Source organism: Myxococcus sp. CA040A (assembly GCF_013336725.1).
GTDB lineage: Bacteria > Myxococcota > Myxococcia > Myxococcales > Myxococcaceae > Myxococcus > Myxococcus llanfairpwllgwyngyllgogerychwyrndrobwllllantysiliogogogochensis.
The window spans coordinates 589,923-612,716 of record NZ_JABUMR010000002.1 but is presented as its reverse complement, the minus strand read 5'-3'; the positions used below and the strand labels follow the sequence as shown (position 1 = coordinate 612,716).

At 66.1% G+C, this 22,794-nt stretch carries 18 protein-coding genes; 4 read left to right on the top strand and 14 right to left on the bottom strand.

Annotated elements, in window-relative coordinates:
- The first annotated feature begins 774 nt into the window (after positions 1–774).
- On the top strand, positions 775–1,392 hold the full coding sequence (locus HUA75_RS09350; RefSeq protein ID WP_174486168.1) for an ankyrin repeat domain-containing protein: 618 nt from the start codon (positions 775–777) through the stop codon (positions 1,390–1,392).
- Between the two features lie 65 nt (positions 1,393–1,457).
- Here the strand turns inward: HUA75_RS09350 and HUA75_RS09345 are convergent, their stop codons facing one another.
- From HUA75_RS09345 to HUA75_RS09320, 6 genes are read right to left on the bottom strand one after another with little or no spacing between them, the layout of a single operon-like run.
- A complete protein-coding gene (locus tag HUA75_RS09345; protein WP_174486167.1) occupies positions 1,458–2,075 on the bottom strand; it encodes an iron-containing redox enzyme family protein in 618 nt (205 codons plus the stop codon).
- 2 nt (positions 2,076–2,077) lie between these two features.
- A complete protein-coding gene (locus HUA75_RS09340) occupies positions 2,078–3,307 on the bottom strand; it encodes a CapA family protein (protein WP_174486166.1) in 1,230 nt (409 codons plus the stop codon).
- Positions 3,304–4,284, bottom strand: coding sequence for a fatty acid desaturase (locus HUA75_RS09335; RefSeq protein WP_174486165.1), 981 nt, complete (start codon positions 4,282–4,284; stop codon positions 3,304–3,306). The genes HUA75_RS09340 and HUA75_RS09335 overlap by 4 nt, the downstream gene beginning before the upstream one ends.
- A 7-nt stretch (positions 4,285–4,291) precedes the next feature.
- Positions 4,292–4,903 (bottom strand): isoprenylcysteine carboxylmethyltransferase family protein, encoded by a 612-nt coding sequence (locus HUA75_RS09330; protein ID WP_174468853.1) that lies wholly within the window; start codon positions 4,901–4,903, stop codon positions 4,292–4,294.
- A complete protein-coding gene (locus HUA75_RS47695) occupies positions 4,900–6,174 on the bottom strand; it encodes a hypothetical protein (protein ID WP_174486164.1) in 1,275 nt (424 codons plus the stop codon). The genes HUA75_RS09330 and HUA75_RS47695 overlap by 4 nt, the downstream gene beginning before the upstream one ends.
- Entirely contained in the window at positions 6,156–7,205 is a 1,050-nt protein-coding gene (locus HUA75_RS09320; protein WP_174486163.1) for a hypothetical protein, read from the bottom strand. Before HUA75_RS09320 ends, HUA75_RS47695 begins: the two co-directional genes overlap by 19 nt.
- A 672-nt stretch (positions 7,206–7,877) precedes the next feature.
- On the opposite strand from HUA75_RS09320, the gene HUA75_RS09315 reads away from it, so the two are divergent.
- Complete coding sequence (locus HUA75_RS09315) at positions 7,878–8,297, top strand: hypothetical protein (RefSeq protein WP_174486162.1); 420 nt, start codon at positions 7,878–7,880, stop codon at positions 8,295–8,297.
- A gap of 233 nt (positions 8,298–8,530) precedes the next feature.
- Here the strand turns inward: HUA75_RS09315 and HUA75_RS09310 are convergent, their stop codons facing one another.
- The gene (locus tag HUA75_RS09310; protein WP_254627520.1) at positions 8,531–9,946 is read right to left on the bottom strand and encodes a DUF2971 domain-containing protein; all 1,416 of its coding nucleotides are present in this window, start codon (positions 9,944–9,946) and stop codon (positions 8,531–8,533) included.
- A 438-nt stretch (positions 9,947–10,384) separates the two neighbouring features.
- Positions 10,385–11,020 carry a reverse transcriptase domain-containing protein gene (locus HUA75_RS09305; RefSeq protein ID WP_254627473.1) on the bottom strand — a complete coding sequence of 212 codons (636 nt, stop codon included), beginning with the start codon at positions 11,018–11,020 and terminating at the stop codon, positions 10,385–10,387.
- Positions 11,021–12,131: 1,111 nt separating this feature from the next.
- Here HUA75_RS09305 and HUA75_RS09300 point away from each other — a divergent pair.
- Positions 12,132–13,409 carry a fibronectin type III domain-containing protein gene (locus tag HUA75_RS09300; protein ID WP_174486160.1) on the top strand — a complete coding sequence of 426 codons (1,278 nt, stop codon included), beginning with the start codon at positions 12,132–12,134 and terminating at the stop codon, positions 13,407–13,409.
- A gap of 54 nt (positions 13,410–13,463) precedes the next feature.
- The gene (locus HUA75_RS09295; protein WP_174486159.1) at positions 13,464–13,880 is read left to right on the top strand and encodes a hypothetical protein; all 417 of its coding nucleotides are present in this window, start codon (positions 13,464–13,466) and stop codon (positions 13,878–13,880) included.
- A 426-nt stretch (positions 13,881–14,306) separates the two neighbouring features.
- Here HUA75_RS09295 and HUA75_RS46170 read toward each other — a convergent pair whose 3' ends face one another.
- From HUA75_RS46170 to HUA75_RS09265, 6 genes are all read right to left on the bottom strand, one after another.
- Positions 14,307–15,758 carry a hypothetical protein gene (locus HUA75_RS46170; RefSeq protein WP_217446004.1) on the bottom strand — a complete coding sequence of 484 codons (1,452 nt, stop codon included), beginning with the start codon at positions 15,756–15,758 and terminating at the stop codon, positions 14,307–14,309.
- An 80-nt stretch (positions 15,759–15,838) separates the two neighbouring features.
- Positions 15,839–18,847, bottom strand: a complete 3,009-nt coding sequence (locus tag HUA75_RS09285; RefSeq protein ID WP_217446003.1) for an SNF2-related protein — start codon at positions 18,845–18,847, stop codon at positions 15,839–15,841.
- Between the two features lie 312 nt (positions 18,848–19,159).
- Positions 19,160–19,375 (bottom strand): hypothetical protein, encoded by a 216-nt coding sequence (locus HUA75_RS09280; RefSeq protein ID WP_174486156.1) that lies wholly within the window; start codon positions 19,373–19,375, stop codon positions 19,160–19,162.
- Positions 19,376–19,580: 205 nt separating this feature from the next.
- On the bottom strand, positions 19,581–19,781 hold the full coding sequence (locus HUA75_RS09275) for a hypothetical protein (protein WP_217446002.1): 201 nt from the start codon (positions 19,779–19,781) through the stop codon (positions 19,581–19,583).
- A 242-nt stretch (positions 19,782–20,023) separates the two neighbouring features.
- Positions 20,024–21,037, bottom strand: a complete 1,014-nt coding sequence (locus tag HUA75_RS09270; RefSeq protein WP_174486154.1) for a phosphotransferase enzyme family protein — start codon at positions 21,035–21,037, stop codon at positions 20,024–20,026.
- Between the two features lie 8 nt (positions 21,038–21,045).
- A complete protein-coding gene (locus tag HUA75_RS09265) occupies positions 21,046–22,794 on the bottom strand; it encodes a hypothetical protein (protein WP_174486153.1) in 1,749 nt (582 codons plus the stop codon).

The window sequence follows — 22,794 nt, the reverse complement described above, 5'->3', positions numbered from 1 at the left end:
GAACAATAGGACAGCGGCTCCGCGGGCGCTGCGACCGCCAGCGTGGCTCCGAACGACACAGCCGCCCCCGTGACAACGGCAAGCAATACCTGAACAGCCTTCTTCGCGGAACAGAGCATCGTCCCCTCCCAGGTTGGTATGACAGCGGCTTCCAACTCGCTCACGGCTGAAGCGCCTCAAAGGATAGCAGGTCGTCCAGGTCCTCTGTTCCGCATCACAGGTGACGCCTCCGTCCCACCTGCCAACGGCGACATCCGCACACACCAGGTCGACGCACCGCACCACGGCCCGAGCCTGGAGGACAGCTCGGTGCCGCGTTGAATCACGAGCGGCGGCTCGTCACGTCAGGAGCTCAGACGCGGCCACCCCGCCCCAACGCCATTCCACCCTGAGACACCGCCACCGACGGAAGCACGCGGACCTCCGACGGCGCTGGTGTCGCGCTATTGGCGGCATGAGACAGCTCATACCCAATGAAGGACCCCATGATGGGGCCCGCCAGGGCGGCGGTAGCGGCGATTGGGAGACGATCGCCCTCGTTGAGGCTCAAGAGGCGCCAACAGGTCCAGGCTCCCGCCACACACCTGATGGGGGCGCGGCCTGGGCAGGCGGGTGCCCCGTCGAGACCCTCGGCCGCATCGAGGCAGGGGGCACAGGGGCCGGAGGTGGTGCCCCAACAAGGAGGGTGTCGACAGCGCGGAGGAGAGTCGTTACAAAACCGCCCGTCGATGCACGAGTCCCTTTCCGCCACCCAGGCGAGCATTGCCGAGCCCAATGCTGTCATCCGAATTGTTCGAGGCCATCGTCCAGCATGATCTGGAGCGTGTTCGTGCGCTGCTGGTTCGCGGTGCAGACCCCAACCTGCCCAGGGAAGATGGCTGGCGCCCCCTGCATGTCGCCATCGGCCAGATTGGCGTTGGGGGAACGATTGCCTTCATCAAGCTGTTGATCGAGCACGGTGCGGACGTCAACGAATGGGATGCCCATCATCACGAGACGCCGCTCCTCAGCGCCATGGAACCTCCGGAGCCGGAGGTCGCACGGGTGCTTCTCGAAGCAGGCGCGGATCCGAACGTCCGCAGATCAACGCATGAGTCACCTTTGCAGCTGGCCGTAGAACATGAACATCCGGAGCTCACGGCGCTGCTCCTGCGCCATGGTGCTGGACGAACGATGGACGAGTGGGGAGGACTTCGCGGATTGACGCCGCTCGGCATGGCCGCTCGTAAGTTCAACGTTCCCATCATCGAGCTTTTGATGGCGGAGGGGGCGGATCCGCGGGCGGTTGATGAGTACAACGAAACCGCGCTCGCCAAACTGCCACCTCGTGAAAAGCACGATCCGCGAACGTGGGACAGGATCCTTGAACTTCTTGGACGCCGACGGTCGTGACGCAGGTACGCGAGGTTCAGACGGAGAGGGACGCTGTCGTCCTCTCCGTGCGCTGAGGCGCCCGCTCAGGGCCGCGCCTCGCCGGCCAGCGCCGCGCGGTGGATGGCCACCCAGAAGTCGGCGGCCCGCCGGGCCCCTTCGAGCAGCGACTCCGGGTGCCCGGCCCCCAGCGCCGCGCAGAGCGCCTGGGCCCGCGCGCCGTGCTCCAGGTCCACGTCGAGGTGGACGAGGATGAAGCGCGCCTTCGTCCGCTCCAGCCCGAGCCGCCCCAACCCCTGGCGGGCCTCGCCTCCCAGGTGCCCCGCCACGCCCTCCAGCACGCGCAACGCGCCCAGGAAGGCGAGCTGCCGCTCCGGCCCGATTCCCTCCCAGAAGGCGTGGAAGTCGGCCACCTCGCGAGGCGTGTCGGACGAGGGCTCGCGCCCGAAGGCCGCGAGGTCCGCCTTGGCCAGCAGGTAGTGCGACTGCTCGTCCCCCGCCAGCTCCGCGAAGAAGGCCTTCAGCTCGGGGAGCGTGGCGCGCTCGGCCGCGAGCCGCAGCCGGTCTCCGCTGCGCCGCGTGTAGTGGTACATCATGTCGAGGAACGCCACGTAGCGCTCTGGCGTCACCGCCGGCAGCCAGCTCGCGACCTGCCGCGCCATCCCGACGGTGAGCGCCTCCAACTGCTCCTCAATCGACGACATCCTCAGTCCCTCCGGTCCGAAAGCAGCGCGCCCAACGTCCGCCGGGCATGCGCGAGGTGCGGCGCCGCCCGCTCGCTGGGCAGCTCGTCCAGGCGCACCACGCCCGCGTCGAGGAACCCCTCCCCTCCGAGTCCCCGTCCACAGGCGGTGGGCACCGCGCGCAAATCCACCGGCTGGAGCACGCCCCGCGCGTCCCGGGCGAGCGCGAGCTTCAGCACGGCCCCTGTCTGGCACGCCAGCGTGGGCATGATGCTCAGGAAGTTACCCAGCGAGTACGCGATGAGCCCCATCCGCGCGGGCCCGCCCCGGCGCACCTGCGTGGGGCAGGTGGCGTCCGCGCCGTCGATGGACACCCACTCCACCGGCTGGAGGACATGCGGCGAGGAGCCCAGGAGGACGTCCGCCCCGCGCTCGATGAGCCGCCAGGCGTGCTCGCGCTGGAGGGCCTCGGGCCAGTACTCGTACTCGAAGCCCCAGTGCGGCATCAGCACCACCAGGTCCGGCCCCACCGCGCGAGCGGCGTCGATGAGCGCGCCCAGCCGCGCCCAGTCCGGCGCGTGGAGGGGGCTGCCCAGCCGCGTCACCGGCACCCCGGCGGGCGGCGCCCCCACCAGGTGGTTGATGTCATACGTCACGGCGGCGATGCCCATCCGCACCCCGTCCACCTCCAGGGCGGCCACCGCGTCCTCCGGCCGGGGGCCTCCCACGCAGCGGTGCTGGGAGGAGGCCAGCACCGTCCCCCGGGTCCGCTTGAGCCCTTCGGCGCCCTGGTCGAGCGCGTGGTTGTTGCAGAGGGAGAAGACGCGGCGGCGCGCCGTGCCCTCCCAGGCCGCGAGGTAGTCCGGCGGGGCGTTGTAGTGGAGCGTCTCGTAGACGAGCCGGGGCACGGGCCGCGCCGGGTCCACCGGCGTCTCTAGATTCGCGAAGGCCACCGCGTCCCCCGCCATCACCTCCCGGACGCCGGGAGACAGGGCGCGGTGGAAGCCGCTGCGAATCCACATCATGTCGCCCACGGCGCTCAGCCGGAGCTCCGGCGCGCCCGCGTGCCGCCAGCTCCCCGAGGCGAGGTGCCGGGAGACTCGCGCGAAGTGCTCCCCGGTTTCGGCCGAGCGCGGCTCCGGCAGGTGCAGGAGGCTCTTGGTGAGGTAGCGCAGGTTGAGGTCCCACCGGGACAGCGGCCAGCGGCCGTCCTCGTAGCGGATGTCCGCGTACAGCCGGCGCAGGGCGTTCATGGGCGCTTTCGCTCCAGGGTGACGAGTCGCACGTCCTCCTCCACCACCATGGGGCCGGCCAGGAGGGCCCGCCACATGACGTGGAGGTAGCTGTCGAAGACGGGGGCCCCGCGCGCGAGCAGCTCGGGGCGCAGGCGCGCGTGCAGCCGCGCGAGGTTGTAGCCGGGCACCCGCGGGTAGAGGTGGTGGTCCAGGTGGTGGTTGAGGCCGTTCCACAGGAAGGTGACGAGCCGGGTGCCGCGCACCGTCGTCGCGGTGTGGAAGCGGTCGCCGCGCCAGACGTTGGCGTGGTGGTCGGAGATGGACTTGAGTCCGTTGAGGGGGCTGGCGAAGAGCACCGGCAGCAGCCAGCACTCCACCGCGCCCCCGAGGAGCCCGTGGCCCGCCAGGAGCCAGAAGAGCAGCGCGTAGAAGGCCCCGTAGCCGAGCAGCACCAGCGCATGGCGGCGCAGGCGGGCGGCGTCGAAGTGCTGCACCGGGTAGAGGACGTTGAAGTAGACGAGGCTGAGCGGCAGGCCCAGCAGCACGGTGGCGTAGAAGAGCGCCCACAGCCCGGGCGAGCGGCGGCCCGCGTTGTAGGCGTCAGGGTCCTTCTCGGTGCGGTTCCAGCGGTGGTGCGCGAGGTGGTCGTGCCGCATCGGCTCGTAAGCGATGCCCACGAGCAGGCTGAGCCCGTTGCCGAAGAGGCGGTTCTGCCAGGGCCTCGTGAAGAGGGTGTCGTGCCACGCGTCGTGGTCGAGCTGGATGAGCCCCATGACGGCCTGGGCCGCCAGCAGCCACAGGGGCAGCTTCAGCCAGAAGCCGCTGACATGCGCGAGCCCCACGCCGGCCAGCCCCCACACGCCCAGGTGAAGGGCCGCCATGCCCAGGGCCCGCGCGGGGCGGATGCGCAAGAACTCCACCAGCTCGTCGCGGGAGGGGCCCGGCCCGGCGGGGGCTGCGGGTGAAGTTGAGACGGGGGCGAGGGCGGGCTGCATGGGGCCTTTAGAGGTAGCGGGGGACGCGCTGGCGGTAGCGCGCGTAGGCCTCGCCGAGGCGGGCGGAGAGGTAGCGCTCCTCCTGGAGCACCAGCCCGTGGAACAGCCCCCCCAGCACCGCGCACGCCCCGAGCGTCACCAGCGACGGAGCCCAGAGCGAGGCGCCCACGAGGTACAGGTAGGAGAAGACGTAGATGGGGTTGCGCGAGGAGCGGTGGAGTCCTCTCTCGTGCAGCACGGGCGGGGCCTCCCCCGCGTCCACGCCGATGCGGAACGTCGCGCCCATGCCGTACTGCGCCGCCAGCATGCCCACCAGCCCGAGCACGCCCAGCGCCCAGCCCACCTCCGGCGGAAGGGCCAGCAGGGGCCGGCCCCAGGGCAGCTCGGACCAGCGCGGCCAGAGCGCCGCCGCCACCACCGAGCCCGCCCACACCAGCGAGGCGCCGCTGATGCGCCGCGTGAGGCGCGTGTGGGCGGAGTCGGCCCCGGTGCTCCGGTAGGCCAGCGGGCTGCGGCCGAAGCGGAGGCGGTAGACGAGGCTTGCGCCCAGGTGCCCCAGCAGCAGGTGCAGCGAGATGAAGCCCAGGTAGAGCGCGGGCGCGTCGCGAAGCCCCTTCATGGTCCCACCACCTCCGCCGGAAGTCCGAAGCCCGAGGACGCCCAGCCCGCGAGCTGCTCGGTGAAGTCGCGCAGCTCGCCCCGAGTCCACAGTCCCTCGAACGTCGCCGTGTTGATGTTGAGCGTGTCGCCAAAGCCCAGGCCCGTCGCGCCCCAGGTGGCCGTGTGGCTGCGCAGGGAGTGGATGCGGAAGGGCGCGTCCACGAAGTGCTTGTCGAGCCGCCCCAGGTAGGTCGCCACCAGCGTGTTGGTGCGGGGCTCGGCCACCAGCCCGGGGCGCGCGTTGCGCCGCAGCACGGGCCCCGGGGCGAGCCGCGCCACCGCCATGCACTCCAGCGCCGTCGTCCAGTGCACGCCCTCGTCGAGCGCGCGCCGCAGCGCCTCGCGCACCAGCGCCGCCAGGGCGGGCGCGTCCTCCAGCCGGGCGCGGACCTCCCGCAGGGGAAACTCCAGCGGCACCGTCGAGCAGCCGTTGCCCAGCATCCGCCCCAGCCCCAGCATGCGCCGCAGGTCCACCGGCACCCGCAGGCGGATGAGCCCGTCCTTCGTGGGCTCGCGCAGCGCGACGCCCGCCAGCAGCGCGGCGAAGAAGACCTCCGAGGCCTGGACGTCCGTGCGGCCAGCCGGGAGTGTCAGGCGCGCCGTCGCCATCAACGAGCGGCCCGCGGTGTCTCCACTGCGGCGCAGGCCCAGGCCCCGCGGCGCGAGGAGCCGGCGGCGGGGGCTCGCGAGGCCCAGCACCCGGCCCGGCCCGCGCAGCGCCGCGAGCAGCACCTTGCCATCCGTCAGCGTCGAGGGACCCAACGGGGGCGACTCCGCCGCGCGCCCCGCGCAGTGCAGCCAGAGCCGCTCCAGCAGGTGGGCGAGCGCCTTGGCGTCCCCAATCGCGTGGTGGAGCTGGATGGCGAGCAGCCACGGGCCTGGCGCGCCATCGGCCAGGGGGTGGAGGTGCAGCCGCAGCGGCACGTCCCTCGCGAGGTCCACCCGGGTGTTGATGACCCGCGTCACCGCCTCGGGCTCGTCCAGCGGCTCGGCGCCTTCCAGCAGGGCCGCGTCCACCGCCTCGTCCGTGCGCGGCGCGGGCACCCACGCACCGCGCGCGTCGTCCCAGGCCACGTTGAGGCGCTCGCTCTCGCGCACCAGGGCGCGCAAGGCTTTGCGCAGCCGCGCCACGTCGGGCCGCGCGTCGATGCGCAGCAGCACCGTGGCCCAGATGGTGGCCACCTCGCCGTCCAGCCGCGCGAGGAGCGTGTCTACGAAGTTCGCGCGCATCGCTCCACCCATCCGCTCCACAGGGCCCGGGCCGCCTCGCCGTCCACCCGCGCCCGCCCCACCGCCTCGCGCGCCCGCTCCGGCGCCGGCAGGTGCTGGAAGACGATGTCGTCGGGCGCATCCAGGCGCGGGCGGAGGCCCGTCGGCAGGTAGCCCGCCGCGAGGAGCACGGGCGTGGCCTCGGCCACCCGCTGGGGCTCGCCCATGGACAGGTGGACCAGGTCCACGCGCGCCCGCGAGGACGGGAGCGCCGTGGCCCCCTGCCCTTCCCCGGCGGGCCCCACCAGCTCCCGCCGTTCGAGCAGCAGGGACTCGTTCCAGTCGAGCGGGCGCGGCACGAGACCCCCAGCGCGAGGGCGGCGCGTAAGCGGCGTCAGCTCCACCGTCCCCGGCAGGCCCGTGGCGGCGAGGATGGACGCGAGCCACTCCCCCCACGGCCCCGCGGGCAGGAAGCGCCGACGCGGAGGCAGCGGCGCGAGCACCGTCGTCATCGCCAGCGCCTGCATCGGCAGGCCCGAGCCCTCCACCCCCACCAGCCTCTCCCCCTCGGTGTAGTCGACGATGAGGCCCACCGGCACGGCCCGCATGAAGCGCGACGCGTAGCGCTGCGCCATGAGGTGCAGCGTGGATGTCTGCTGGTGCAGGAAGCCCACGCGCGCCTTGAGCAGCTCCAGGAGGTGGCTCCACAGCCGCTCGTGCTCGGAGCGGTCCATGGCGGTGCGCCGGATGGGCAGGGCCATGGAGAGCCCCGAGTCCAGGGAGTCCCGCCCCGGCTTGCACCACAGCCCCGTGTGCCAGAGGAGCGTGCCCTGGGCGTCGAACTCCCCCAGGCTGAGCAGCGCGCCGGCCCTCCAGAGCCGCGAGGCCCCTCCAGGCTCATGGAGGAAGCGGTAGGAGTAGCTCCCGGCGTAGCGCGCGTGGAGCAGCTCGCGCAGCGCGGGCTCATCGGGCTCCGCCAGCCAGCGGGTGTGCTCGCTGGGCTGGGCGGCGCGAAGGCCGTCAAAAGGGGGGGCGGCGCGTTCCCGGCACATGGAGGTTCAGCAATGCACCAACAGGGCCAGCCGGGAAGCCCCCTCCTTCCGAGGAGATGGGCCCGGCCGCCGCCCCGCGCCCCCCGCCGGGTGTGCAGCCCGCTGCACGGAGTGGAGTGCTCGAATGCACAGGCGGCCCGGCCGTGCATCCCTGGCGCCCTTGGTGGGGCCGGGCGTCACGCCCACTGCGTGAGGTGTGGAGGCAGGCTTAAGGGTCTTGGCGTACTTGAAGGGGCCCCCCGGGGTGCGGGCGATTCTGGAGCACCTGGGCTTGCCCACGACATGTGCGAGGTTGGCCCCGGCACGAGGGCCACCCCAGGCCGTGGGAGTGTTGAGGCTCTAGAGGCGCCCACAGGCCCAGGCTCCTTCCTGCCACGCACCTGATGAGAGCGCCGCCTGGGCAGGCGTGTGCCCCAAGGGGCTCACGCGGCATGTCCACCGGCCGGGAGCATCTCTCGGGCGGCCCCGTCTGCGGCACTCCGCGGCTCCTCTGCTCCCTCCCCCTCAACAGCGCCCCTTCCCTCTTATGCGCGGTGCCCCTGACGAATCGTGTGGGAGCCTGCTCGGCCGGCGTTCCCGAGGCTCCCTCCGCGCCCGTTCGCAGCCAGGCAGCCCACCCGCGCCGTGCCATATCGTCGTCGGATGATGGCGCGGCGAACACTCACTGACCTGATGGCCGAGGTGTCCGGCCGCGCCCGTGACTGGGCTTCTGCGCAGGAGCTTGGCTTCGAGCGTGGGACGGTCGCGGCCGCCTGGCCGGAAAGCGATGACCCACTGGCGATGCTGCTCCTGCTCGCCGCGCTGCATCCCCGTCGCGAAGAGGAGAGGTGCCTCGAAGTGGCGACCGCGCTGTCGTTCTTCGAACCCATGCGGGTCCAGGCACACACGATGCGGCGCTGGCGCAGCAGCATCCCCACGAATGGTCAGTCTCCATTCTACGTCATGCGGCTATACCAGTTGCTGCGCGCCGCCTTTCCGTGGGTCAAGGACACGAAGCGGTCACGCCTCGATCCCGAGCTCGCCCCGGGGATCCGCGCCGTCATCGAGGACCCCTACACGCTCGTCGCGCCCGCCGCATGGGGCCCGGGGTGAACACGTCGACTGCTGAAGTCCTCGCGGCTCGGCGGCGGCACGGGCCCGGCGCTTCGAATGCCGCCCATTCGGTCCAAGCCGCGTTGGGGGCGTCTCGTCAATGTGTGCCGGGCGGACCTTTACCACCGGGCCAATAGGCGCTCGGCGAGCCGCGTTGTAAGTCCGGCCCACTTCATGGGATTTAATCCGGTCTGGCCAAATGAGTGGTTTGTTGATTTTGGCGGCATCCTCGACTACCGGCCTCGGGCTCTGTCGAAGTCTGAGCGCGAGGTCTCAAGTGCCTCGCGCAGATTTCTGTCGACCGATTCAAGTGTTGTTGGAAGATCAGTTAGTGCTGCCTCGCGGGTTTCACGCCAGTGCTCCACACGCTCATTACCAGTCGGTTTCCAATGCTCAGTTCGAATCATCGCGTGAATACGCGCCTGGGCGTTACTCAGGACTTGCACGGCGACGGCGGCCACAAGTGTATGCGACTGCTTGGGGAGGTTCTCGACGACGCACATATATCCACTCTCGAAGTGGATTTGTTCTCCCGGAACGCCAGGGGCACGGGAGCGCTGGTGGTCGGGTACGGCAGTACTGCCCTTGTGTACAGCGACCTCGACGTTTGATTTTGGGCGAATTGCCATGGCGATCTTTTCTATTGCTTTCTCCAGTGACTCCATGTGCGCCGAGCAGAGAGTTGCGGCCTCCTCTCTCCGCCGCTTGGCTGTGCGGACACTGTTCTTGAGCGCGACCAGACGTTCATCTAGAGTTCCGGGACGGTTGTGGGTATCCAGTAGCGGATTTGTTCCCGCTGCACGTACGGGCCCGGAAACATCAAAAGGGGTGCGTAACAAGTAACGGTTGTGGTACCTGAGTCGGAAGACTTTGACACTTGGGTATGCCTGTAGTGTGGCCAGCAATGCTGGAAGGCGACTGCTAGGGAATGCGTCTCCGAGAAACACTCCCGTCAGTGCCTCACGGATGGAGAAATCTATAGGGAGTACGGATTGGTCGAGGAGGACTAGCCTGTATTCACTCTCGTTGGCCCAGTCTGCGTGTTTTCGAAAGAAAATCTGACCATGGTGTGTCTCTGCGTAGTTGATTGACACTGCGTCGAGACCGAACTCGCGAATCTGCCCTATGTCGACTCCGCCTGGGCCGGGGCCAGCCGACACGCTCCGGTATACGACTGGGCCGTGAAAGCGGAGAAGAGTTCCCGGGACTAATGCATTGGTGAAAGCTTCGATCAGTTTATCACGGTCGAATTGAAGGCAGACTCCCATATGTCTTGCGCCGTAGTGCGCCCAGAGGGAGAGGTGATTCCATCCTCGCAACGCGTCAGGGTTCAAGACTGACTCGGGCAGGTCCCAGTCTTGCGTTAGACAGGCGACTTTGGCGTGGATTCGAATCGACCTGTCCATTTCATTCCATAAATCCATCCCTGCATCGAAGGAGAGATCGTCGGCGTGCGCCTGCAAACTGGGATAGAGGGGGCGAGACTCCCAGAGGTCGTTGGTCGACTCGAAGGGGGACAATCTGAGCGTTCCGCTGCGGAGGACGCCGAAAATAGCCGCCTCGGCGTTCGTGTAGTGGAAGAGCTGGTTAGACAACCACCTCGGGGCGTTGCGCAGTTCCGCCTCAAGGTACTCCTCGTGCTCGATCATGCTCACACCCAAACACACCTGCGTTAAGAGGAAAGCGTACGACCGTCAGCGTTGCGTCCAGCGACTGGATAGTGTTGTTTTCACACCAAGTCAAGCAATTCTCTACGCTTGAGGGTCGCGGCATGGTGGGGAAAGCGAACTGGTGTCGGAGGGTCGAAGGCGCTTTGCGGACGGGGCCAACGCCGAGATCAGTTGAGCTGAGGGAAGGACACGCAGTGGCGGAACCAAGCGGCGAACTTCGCGAGAGGGGTGGCCGCGCGTAGCCGCCGCACTGCCCGGGCCCAGCGCGGCGAGGGCGCGAGGCGAGCTTTCGCAGTTGCCTCTTCAGGTCGGCCCACCACAGCTCCGGTGACCGGTCGGGTAGACCAGGGAAGTCACCCTCCCTGGCCCCCCCCCACAGATCCGGACGTGCGGGACTACCGCATCCGACTCTTCGGCTCATGGTTTTACTGCGAGAGTGCGGTAGCGGTGGATGATGCGCACGGGCGGCAGCGGATAGCGTTGAAGGAAGGCGAGGAGCAGTCCATGGTCCAGGGTGTCGAAGAAATTCTGGATGCCGACCTCCAGCACCCACCCACCGTTCATCCCCATCGACTGCTGCCACAAGGCCTCCAGCGTCAGGTGTGCACTGCGTCCGGGCCGGAAGCCGTAGCTGCACGACAGGACGTCCTGCTCGCACACGGACTCCAGCACCATGGCGACCGACCGCTGGAGGAGTTTGTCCTCGAAGGTCGGAATCCCGATGGGACGTGTCTTGCCTTGCCCCTTCGGGATGTGCACCCGACGCACGGGCGGCGCTCGGTAGGTGCCGGACTTCATACGCCCCAGCAGCGAGCGGAGGTTGTCCTCCAGACTCGCCGCGTACTCCTGGGCCGTTTGTCCGTCGACGCCTACCGCGCCGTCCTTGCGCACCCGCCTGTGAGCCTCGCGTAGCCAGTCGATGTCGATGTGGTGGGCCAGCGTCGTGAAGGCAATGTCCGGCCCCTGCCTCGCCAGCGTTGCTATCCTTTGAAGTCGCGTTGAGATGGGGATGGGACTCGGTGTTCCCGCCATCTTTCCCTCCTTGGGGTCCATGTTCCGGTGCCCCCTTCCCTCCGCAGGGTCCGGCCCCGAGCAGCAGCCGTTCCCCTGCCTCTGCGGTACTACGAAGCACTCCGACGCCATGTCGCTCCTCCCGCTATCGGCTTCGTTGCCTTCGCCCTCGCGGTACCACCCTCGTCCGTCTTTCGCTCCTCCGGGAGGCGGACGCATCGCCCGGAAGCCAGGGTTGTTCTGACGGGTTCCCCAACCGTCTCGTGGAGGTGGAAGAGACAAGGCCTCCCAGGTTCCTGGGGAGCCCCCTTGCGTACGTACCCCGCTCTGGCGACCCCGGTGAGGCTGGGAACGCCTGGCCAAACTCGCGGCGCGCCCAGTACAGCCTTCCGTCTCTTGAACGACGTCGGCCCTCACGAGACCAACTCTTTCCGGGCTCAATAACGCGGCCCGCACGCTCGCTGTCTACGCTTCGCAGCCCGGGTTACCCCGGCGCCACGCAAGACTCGCTTCCGGCTGGTGGCCACCTTTGCCGGACAGGGATTTCACCTGCTGGGCTCCATGTGAGGTTTCGGTTCCGGCTATGCCATTACGTCCTCCTCATCCAGGCTTGGCCTAGCGCACTCAAGGTAGATGTCGCGTGAGAGGGTTCAGTCGAAGCGCTTCAACTCCTGTACGGCAGGGGTGAGGTTCGGAGAGGGGCCGAGACGGACGGGGCCTGCTGGCGTCCAGTTACGCGTGTCGCGGCTCCTGCGCTCCGGGTGACGGGCTTGGGCGCGCAGGTACACTTGGTGGCGTCCGGCGAGCAGCGCGGCCTCGCGGCCGAAGTGCCTATCCTCCGGTATGACTAAACGGTTGGCGGAGTGGCGATGCTCGGTGTTGTACCAAGCCACGAAGCGCATCACCCAGGCGCGCGCGTCCTCAGCCGCGTAGGGGCGCTGCGGGAAGGTGGAACTGTACTCCAGCGCCCGAAGCCCCCGAGCAGTATGGGTCCACCGAACAATCCCACTGCGATTGTAAACCGCCATCAGCAGCGGGGCCGCCCCGCCCTCCGGGCGTTCTATCGGGCAACACATGCGGCTTACACTCCCGCGCGCCATCCCCTCCTCGGCTCGAATCCCTGACCGGGGCAATCCTGCTTCAGGAGCGTCTCATGAATCGATATCTCAGCATCCTCTGCGCGGCCCTCCTCCTCTCCGGCGCGCTGGGGCCAGGAGTCGCGACGGCCAGCCCGACGTTTCCGTATCCCTGGCCGGACTACTCGGTGGTGCCGGTGTTGTTCGTGCCCACCGACTGGAGCGTGAGCAGCGCTGAGGTGCAGGCAGAGGCCACCGCCATCAACAACGCGATGGCCGACATCCAGCGCTTCTATGCGACCTACAATAACGGGGCGACCTTCGTGCGCAACCCGGTGCAGGTGGTTCAGGCCAACGGCGCCAAGGAGGCGTACGGCATCTCGTGGGGTCCGGGAAACATCTACGACGACGGGGTCATCACCATCACGGGCAACATGGAGGGGGCCGTCATGGCGGAGCTGCACTCGCGCGGATTCCCTACCCCTCCGGCGCAGAATGAGAGCGGCTACGTCACGATGATCTTCTTCAAGGGCGCCGGCGGCTTCGCTGGAGGACGTGGGTATACCGGCGGCAACGGCGGCCAGGCCATCGTCGGCGACTGGGCCATCGACAGCCTCCAGGGCCACGTGGCGGAGGGCGCCTACTGGTGGTCCGGCCAGCGCAAGCAGACCGGCGCCGTCGCTCACGAGCTCGGCCACGGCTTCGGCCTTCCCCACCCCGATAGCGTGGGCTGGGGGATGGAGACCTCCGTGATGGGCTTCTGGTGGGACTATCCGACAATCGGTCTGAACGACTACGACCGGAACTCCCTCGCCGCGAACAAGAGCGCCTTCTTCACCGTTCCGGCGGCGCCGACCGGTCAGACCGCGACCGCGCTCAATGGCAACAGCATCCGGGTCAACTGGACCGACAAGTCCAGCAATGAAACCGGGTTCCAGATCACCAACGGGGTCACGACCGTGAGCGTGGGCACCAACACCACCACCTACACGTGGACGGGCCTGTCGCCCAACACCTATATGTGCTTCGCCATCCGCGCCTACAGCGCCACGGGCACCTCCGCCTGGACGCCGTACGCCTGCACCACCACGCCCGCGGTGCCCGCCATGCCGACGAACCAGACGGCCACCGCCATCAGCAGCTCCAGCATCCGGGTGAACTGGACGGACACCTCTGGCAACGAGACCGGGTTCCAGCTGACCAACGGTGTCACCACGCGGAACCTCGGCGCCAACACCACCACGTATACCTGGGGCGGCCTCGCGTCTGGCACGTACATGTGCTTCGCCATCCGCTCCCAGAACGCGGCAGGCGCCTCCGCCTGGACGCCGTACGCCTGTACGACAACACCGTAGCCACGGGCAGAGGGACGGCCGCGCAGAGGCATGTCACACTGGGTGGCCTCCCCCATGAAAATCGTTCGCAACATCCTCGCGGTCATTATCGGCTTTGCCGTGGGCTCTGTCGTCAACATGGCGCTCGTGACGCTCGGCCCGCGGGTGATTCCCGCCCCCGCCGGTGTCGATGCATCCAACGCCGAGAGCCTCGCCGCTTCGATTCACCTGTTCGAGCCAAAGCACTTCGTGTTTCCGTTCCTGGCCCACGCGCTCGGCACGCTCGCCGGAGCGCTGGTCGCGTTCCTCATCGCAGGGAGTCGTCGCAGGGTCTTCGCGTTCGCGGTCGGCACGCTCTTCCTGGCCGGCGGCATCGCGGCGAGCTTCATGATTCCTGCACCGACGTGGTTCATCGTGATCGACATCGTGGTGGCCTACCTGCCGATGGCGTGGCTCGCCACGCGGGTGGGGCGCGAATTTCCCTTCGTGTGACTCCGCTTCTTTCCAAGCGTCACGAACACAAGTCCTGGGCGTGTCCACAGCATGCGCGAGGTGGGCCTCGGCACGAGGGCCCCCCAGGCCGTGTGGTGTTGAGGCTCAAGTCAGCCAACAGGCCCAGGCTCCTGCCACTCACCTGATGGGAGTGAGGCCTGGGCAGGCGTGTACCCCAATGGGGCTCACGCGGCCTGTCCACCAGCCGGGAGCTTCGCTCGGGCGGCCCCATCTGCGGCCCTCCTCGGCCCCTCTGCCCCCTCAACAGCGCTCTCCTTCCCTCTTATGCGCGTCGCGCTCTCGATCTTCGTCTTCTGGGGGCGTCGCTCCGCGTAAGCCTGTCTTGGACGCAACGTTACTGCCAGCGTATTCCCTCAAAAGGACCGTTGACGTCATTCGGGTGCGGTTAGAGATGCTTCCTGAGTATCAGGTCATTTCCTTGTCGACTGCGCCCACTGGAGCACGACGCCTGTGGCGTTCGATGTTGTCCGCAGCGGAAGGAGGGCGGATGACACCGATTTGATAGACAGGCAGGCTGAGACCATAGGAAACAGCGAGAAACGGAAAGTCTTCGTCTTTCACGCCCTGCACTTTTAAGTCCCGGGGGAGTGGGAATTCCAGCTTCCGAAGTCCGGGAACATTGCAGCCGTCCATGAGGCGCTTGCTGGTTGTTTCCAATGCGTCAAGATACACCTTCATCTTTCTTCCCCCTCCTGCGATAAAAAGAGGGACGCCAGTGCGCCAGACGGGTGACAGTGGGTCCCGACAGTTGCGGACTTTCAGTAACATGGCCATCAGCATCTGTGTGCACGCTTGCGCGAAGGATGTATCTACTGTGTCAAGATTCAGTCCGGGCTCGCGCGAGTATGCAGCAATGGCATCCGGAATCTTCTTGAGAGGGTCTTCATGTCGCCACTCGCTCTCGATAGCGTGTCCTCGCTGAGAGAGCTGGCTGAGCCGATACTTGTGCAATTCGTACACACCCTTGGGCTGTACGTCGCATTCGAGCAATTGATATTGGTCGTCACCCGTTTCAGGAGAGTGGAGTACGAAACCGCAGAGGTCCACGGTGGATGCTCCGATGTCCAAGAGGAAGTGTAGGCCCTCTTTTCGCAATGAACTCCTGGCATAGCCGGACGCTTCTGCGGCCACCTCTGGGACGACATTCAAATCAACGGGTTGACCCGTCTCGTCGCGAGCGGCTTCGAGACTGCATCGTGCGACCGCGGCTTTAGCGGCCTCCTCTGTGATAGGCCCCGACGTGCAGGCCAACGCCCACCCAGCCTTCGCGACATCTCCGAAGATGCGCTGCAATGCCTCGTCGCCGCTTCCTGTCGATGGGATACCGAAGTTCATCGACCAGCGGATTCGTCCTTGGCGTGTAAGTGCCCGTTCTTCGTTGGCGGAGAACCATTTGCGAGCCTCTCGAAGGACCAGTCCGACGTACCCTGCAGCGCAAGCCCTGATGTCCATTGGGTTGTGAGGAGACCTGGCAGCAGGTAGCTCCAAGAGGCGCACTTTCAGGTCACGGATGATGGTGCCGTGGTCAGATGTCTTGAGGTCGAACCTCCCGTCAGTTCCGATGCGGACTGCCGTTGGCACACGGAATCGTCCGGCGCGCGCCTCTATTTTCTCAAGAGGGATTGCAACCACACGCCCTCCGGCAACGAAAGGAGTGCGGATGGTCACTTTGGTGCTGGATGTTCCGAAATCGAATCCGATGACGGTTTCGATAGATGGGGCCGGAGACGTGCGCTGCGTCCGGATTACCCGACTTGCTGCAGATGCAAATTCTTTGAGTCGTGCCGCAACTCCCGAAGATGGAGCTGCAGTGGAATCTGTTTTAGCGTTGCTTGTTTCGCGCGAAGGAGCGTCCAACGGACGACTCCGAGTGGGACTTCTTTCCCGACGACCATGCGCAGGTTCATCAGACATGTACTCCCCCCAGGAGGCATGGGCTATCGCCCAATGACCTCCAGTAGCCCTACACATAAATCTGTTTTGAAATGCTTAAGCTCTCTGCGTTCGGAGATGGCTAATCGTTGGCGCTCGACGCGGGCTTTGATCATCGCGATACGCGTTTCAGTCGCCCGAGCCAAGCCTGTGCGGCCTGCCAGTCGGTGCTTCTCATAAGTTGCTCCCAGGCGCCGCATTTGACCCTCTAAATGGAGTTCGAGGGTGTGCTCCTGTGCATCGGCCCGGTCGATGTTCTGGAGCTGCAGCTCGCCAACGAACTTTTCGTACTGCTCGTCGCAGCGCTCAAGGCATACATTGTTGATACAATGCGCTGCTCGACTGATGAGGTCGTCAGTGGCTCCGCGCCAGTTCCGGCCATGTTGGGTCGCGATGACGACAATTCGCTCGGCTTCCTGGGGGCTTACGAGCGGGAAGGTGCCGTCGAGGCGTTCCACTGCATAATGGAGTTGCTCAATCTCCTGGACACCACGAACCGACCAAAGCTGCGTGCTGAACGCATAGAGGCCGGGTGCCACTCCCTTTTCGTCGCGTGCAGCGTCTAGTTGAAGACAGACGGCTGGCTGACTGTCAACTCCCAAGTCTCGCTCACGCCTCACCGCAAATCGCACCACTGGGTGCATTTGCCCGATGGTTTCGTGAGAGTGACTGTTGGCGCCGACAATGCGATTGTCGAAACGGCAGGTAACGGGGCGTGGGTCGTTACGGATAAGTGATGTTGCGGCGCGAGCTTTTGTGTTGCGTAGAAAGTTCTCCAGGTCGAATTTGGCCTGACTGGAAAGAGAGACCTCCATCACACAAGCATCGCCCCCGATCTGTCGGAACTGGCTTCCAGCATAATGCAGCGTGAAGAACCCGACGACGAAGTCGCGCACGTCCTCGCCGGTGATTCGTCGACCTGTTTCTCTTGCTGCGGAGATGTGCTGCAGGATGTAGTCGCCGTATTGAACCAGATGCGCAGCCTCTTTCTCCAGGTCGTCCTCTTGCTGTCGGCGGTTGGCAATCGCTTGTGCCGTCTGTTCTATTCGTGCCTCCTCCTCCTCTGGCGTCAGCTTGCGCGAAAGAAGTTCGAGCGTGAGGTCTTGGATGTGCTCGGCAAGAATGGGCTCCAATGAGCCAAGTGATGCCTCGGCTATCGCGAGACGTCGATAGAGCCGCTCGTAGATTCGCGAATCGATGGTGTCGTCATAGAAAAGATTCCACACCACGATGCGCTCGGACTTCTGTCCGAGACGGTCGAGGCGGCCGATGCGCTGCTCAAGCCGCATCGGATTCCAGGGGAGATCGTAGTTTATGAGCAACCGGCAGAACTGCAGGTCAACACCCTCGCTGCCTACCTCGGAGGACAGAAGGACACGTGGACCATCCTGCTTACCGAATCGAGCCAAGACTTCGTCTTTGTCACTCCCTCCATAAAGCAGAACGGCCGTGATATTCTCGCCGGTCAGCCGCTCATGGAGATACTCCAGCGTAGGCCGAAAGTATGCAAAGACGACGACGCGCTCTGTGGGATGGCTTTTAAGGTATTCCCCCAGTTCGGTGCTGAAGCGGTGGTACTTGGAGTCGCTCTCCCAGAGTTGCTTGAGATTGCCCAATTTTGACGCATTGGCCACGAGTTGCTGGACGAGAGGACCACCCGAGTCATCTGTTTCAACGTCAATGCCTAGGTCCTGTGTGAGGAGGAGGGCATCATCAGCGCCTCGTTTTTGCCAGGCACGGAGAGCCGCTGGCATGGAACTCGACATCTGCCGCTGTGGCGTGACAAGGAGAAAGCCTTCGTGGCCACCTGCCTTGATGCAGTACTCGCGCACGGTCTCGGTTACGATGTCGTAGAAACTGCGCTCGACTTCTGTCAGGTGAATTGCTTGGTCGCGTGGCTCCCGGATGACACGCCACTCGGTAACATCTCGTTTCCGGGTGCGGGTGACCGCATGCCCTAGCAGGTTGACCGATTCCAGGCGTTGCGCAAGCCTGCTCACCGTTTCACGGTCGAAGGCGGTCGAGGTCGTTTGGGCTTCCTTGAGGAGGCCGGCCAGTTGGCGGCTCGTCTTCAGTACGGGATGCGCTAGGGCGGTACGGAGTAGCTCTGCAAGCTCCGTGGGGGTACATCGGCCTGTCAACAGGCGGTCCCTTGCGCGGATTAGAGGTGCATTGGCTTTTAATTGCTGTTCGAAGACGGCTGGTTGATGAAATGTGTCTTCGTCGATCAGGGTGAGGAGCTGGAATAGATCCTCGTTCTTGAGATGGATCGGCGTCGCCGACAGCAGGACGATGTACTCCGAAACACGTCGAAGGAGCCGGGCTACCTCCGCACTCTGGCTTGCGGGATTGCGCAGATAGTGAGCCTCGTCGATGACAAGGACATCTATCAGTCGGGTGCCCTCTTGATTCTCTTGAAGAAAGCGAGCCAGTTCGCTAGCTCCTCCTTCTGTATCGGTGTCCTCCCATCCTCGCAGTGGACGGATGCCTTGCAGGCTGGCGATGATCGCGAACTCTCCGGCGTGCCCGCTATCGAGTGCCTCTTTCATCCGGCTGAGCGTTTCTCTCGCCCCCAGAACCTCGGCCTGCACGCCAAAGCGGCGTGCCAGTTCATCCTTCCATTTCGTGCGCAAGACCGAAGGACACACCACCAGAAGGCGACGAGCGTCAAAGCGGCTGCGAAACTCCGTCCAGATGAGTCCGGCTTCGATGGTCTTGCCCAAGCCGACTTCATCCGCGATGAGAATGCCTGTCGTGGGAGACTGAAGGAGCTTTACGACAGGCTTGAACTGGTATGCATAGAAGTCGCTATTCGTTGCGTCTAGGCTATACAGGACGTTGGCCAGTCGTCCTGTGAGCCGTGCGCGCACCAGGGCGCGTCCAAGTTCATGTACGGAGCTGAAATGGCCGCTTTCGAAAACGTCGAGCGGATCCTTGGGTACCTCGTCGACTGCCTCGAGTTGATCCTCAGGTACGTACTGGGAGCCTTCGGGAAAGGCGACCTGGCGCAGCAAGCTATTGCCGCGTTGGCGCTGGCCACTTCCGAGAAGACCTACTCGCGTAGGATCTGTCCTGAGGCGTACCCTGCTACCGGGTTCCATGGTTGGAGAGTCTTCCAACTCTGGTGCGGTCTTTCAATCCAGGGGGAACGACGCGCCGCGGTGCAAGTCTAGTGCAATCTGAAAGGTTGAACTTCTCTGGGGAAATGAAGGAGCCGCGAGCCTCATCCACACTGTGAGGTGTGCGAGCTGAGGTGCAGGACTACCCGGTCTGCTGGGTCTGAGATAACCCTGAGCTCTGGCGAATAGGGAGTATGTGTTGCGCCGCTACTCTGCTCCCTCGGGACGCATGCACAGGATCTTCAACATCGACGCGGCGTGGATGAACGTCGCGACCGTGTTGGCCTCCGTGGAGGGCGTGGACTCGGACGAGGTGGACTCGTCGAGGATGCGAGCGCGGGCTCCAGCCATGAATCCGATGGTGTCCCTGGGATTGGCCTTGCTGCCCTCACGAGCGTTGCTGGTGTCGATGCCGCGGCGCATCAGCTTGCAGCAGAGTCCTCGTGGGGAGGCTCAAGTTCTCGGGGGTTGTCGAAGCGGGCGTCGGGAAAGCGGGTGAGAGCCATGGAGGATTGAAGGACGGGTGATGGCAGCCTCTCTCAGGGCTCGTTTCCCGGAGGCTCGACGAACGGGACGCCACACCCGGGACAGGCCGGGGCGCTCGCCGCTCCACCCAGGTACTTGTGCATCAGGGGCAGCGCCAGACCAGGAGCATGGGCACCACCGTCACCGCCATGGCGCCCATGAGCAGCTTGCCGAGCAGCGGCGCGTGCTCCTCCGGCCACGGCAGGAAGGACAGGCTCAGCAGCCGTGTTGTCAGTACGATGGCGTCGTTGAGGATGCGCCGGCGCGCCCTGAACCTCGCGGCGACCTCCGGGTCGAACGTCATGGCTAGCGCCCGAAGCCCACCGCCATGTGCGAGGTTGGCCCTCGGCACGAGGGCCACCCCAGGCCGCGTGGTGTTGAGTGTCAAGACAGCCAACAGCCCCAGGCTCCTGCCACGCACCTGATGGGAGCGCGGCCTGGGCAGGCGCGTGCCCCAAGGGGCTCAAGCGCCCTGTCCACCGGCCGCGAGCATCACTCGGGCGGCCCCGCTAGCGGCCCCCTCCCTCCCCCTCAACAGCGCCCGCGCTAGAAGCTCGTGAAATCAATCTGCAGGACGGGTGTGTCCGCTTCGATGTCGCGCCTGAACCGCCCCCACCGGTCGAGCGTGCTCTCGTCGAGCACAGCCGGGTCGCGATACTGGTGGAACAGCGCGTAATTCATCGAGCGCTGGAGCGCGAGCAGGTCCGGCACGGCCGCGAGCCACTCGCGATCCATCCGTCGGAGCTCCCGATACCCTTCGAGGAACGGCCCCAGGAACGCAGCGACCGCTTCGTCGCGCGCCTCTCGAGCCTCGCCTCGCGCGATGTAGAAGAGGAGGACCGCGATGTCCTTGACAAACCACGCGTACTCGCAGTTGTCGAAGTCGAACGCGGTGATCTTCCCTTCGGCGAAGCAGAAGTTGTGCATGTGGAGATCGGCGTGGATCAGCCCGTAGCTCTCCGGTGTTCGCGGGAGCCGATTCAATCGCTCGATGATCGCCGCGGTGCGCTCGCGAACGAGCTTCTCCTCGGGGGGCGCGAACCGGTCGATGTCGACCACGTCGTACTCATGCCATTCCTGGCGCTTGAGCCTGGGGCTCGAAGGCGCGTAGGTCTCGGCGCGGTTGTGGAGCCGCGCGAACAGCCGGCCCATGTCGCGGAACAGGGGGGGCTTCCAGTAGCGCTCCTTGAGCGGAGGCGCGTCGTCGAAGACGACGCCCGGCGCGCGCTCGAACGCGGTGACGACGAAGTAGCTGCCGGGCTCGCGGTCTTCGATCCGCTCCACGAACTGCCCCGAATCGGAGAGGATCGGCGATGCGACTGGAATGCGCGCGGCGGCCAGATAGCGAACGAACTCGACCTCCCCCTGCGTGTAGTCAATCGTTCGCCGCGTACTGTGCGAGATGCGCAAGATAAGGCCATCGCCGTCGTCGTTCTCCGCCTCGTAGACGAAGTTCTCGAAGGCCTGGAGCTCGGTGAGCTGCTCGGGCGACAGGCCATACCGGCGCGCGGCCTCATCGCGAATCGGTTCGTGGAAGCGGCGGACAAGCTCTGGATGCATCGAACCCTCTAGTCCTTCAACGTGAGGCTGCTCCCACCGTAGCCCAGCACGGTCGAGGCAGAGTCGCTGGTGACCGAGACGCCCAGGCCGCGCGCGAGGGTCTCCGCCAACGGGGGGCCATTGCGCGGCCGCGTGAACACAGCCAGGTCCATGCCGGTCAGGGGGGAATCCGGGCGCCGGAGCCGCTGGTTCAGCATCGCTTGCTCGCGCTCGACGACGCGCAGGCACCGGCGCTCAAGGGCGAACGCGCTGGCAGCGACGCTGGCGAGTTCATCGCGGATGGGCTCCGCCACGACCGCGTCTTGCGGCAGCCCGTGCGCGAAGAGCTCGGCCAGTCGCCGCCGGCTCGTGTCCTGCTCGGCGGGATCCAGCTTCGCCAGCTCGTCCAGCGAGGTGCCCTGTGGCGTGCCGAGGAACGCCTCGCCAATGCGCGCGAACAACCAGCGGCTGAGCTTGATCTCGCGCTGGTATGTCTCCGCGAGTGGGAAATCGTCCCGGAGCAACGGGTAACGCGCGACATCGATCGGCGCCTCCACGAACTCTTGCAGCGCGGTGCGCGGGAGGTGTCCGGCGAACGCCGCCCGGAGCCGTTCGTGGAGCAGCCCCTGGCTCGCGCCGAGGAAGCGGACCACCGCTTCGACGCGCTGCCCGAGCAGGCCGTAATCGATCGCGGCGTCGAGATCGCCGAGGCGCGCCGCGATGTCGGGCTGGGCCTCAATGGGTGCCGGGGCCGCGCCGATCAACACCTGCATATACTCATTGATCAGCGCCGGAGGCCCGGCGCACACGCCGTGCGGACCATTGAAGACCGCGTGACGCTCGGCATAGTCCACGATCGTTTGCACGGTGACGGGCTGCTCGGGGGCGTCGCGCACCAGGTCGTTGGTGACCAGGCGAACTCCGTCGATCAGCCGGAACATGGCCGCGAGCCCGCTGTCGAGCTCTCCGTTCGGCACGGGCTGGTTGCCCCGCACCATCACGTACCCGACCGACGCGAGCGTGCAGACGACCATCATGTGGAGTTCGCCCGCGGTGAGCACGCCCGGGGTCCGGGGCGGCATGCGCGCGAAGAAGGCCTTGCGGAACTGCTCGGTCAGCGAGAGCAGGTCCGGCCACTGACGCGCCATGGCCTTCATCGCGGTCACGTTCATCGGGAGTTCGTTCTGGTACCGACTCCCCGCGTAGTGGCACTGCTTGCGCACGGTGGGGAGATCGAGGAACAAGGTGCGAGGTCCGACGTTGTTCTCGCCCACTTGCCGGCCGTCACCGTCGACCGCCGGATGCGCCACGCGGTAGACCGGTACGACCACCTCGAGGTTCGACAGCTCCAACGCCCGTCCGTACGCCTGTTCGGTCAGCACGGGGCAACGATTGTCGTGGGCGCTGAACGTGAGCGGCTCACGCCCGGCTGGCACCTCACCCAACCGCTCAGGGTAGGACACCGAGGTGCGGCCCGTGGGCGCATCCGAGACCCGCTTCAACACCCCCTGTTCGATCAATGCCTCGAGCAGGTCCCGCATCGTGTCCCAGGAATGGGGCGAGCCGTCCGACCACGCCATGGCGTCGGAGGCTTGAAATTGCTCGACCTGGAGCAGCTTCTCACCCACGGGCGCGATGTCCGGCTCGTCGAAGATGAGCTCCACCTCGCCATAGAAGAGGTGTAGGACCTGCTGGCCATTCCCCGCGTCGATCCGGTCGTGCGTGAGTCGCCTTCGATGGGGAATGTAGAGAATCTCATCCGCTTGTAGCTGTGCCAT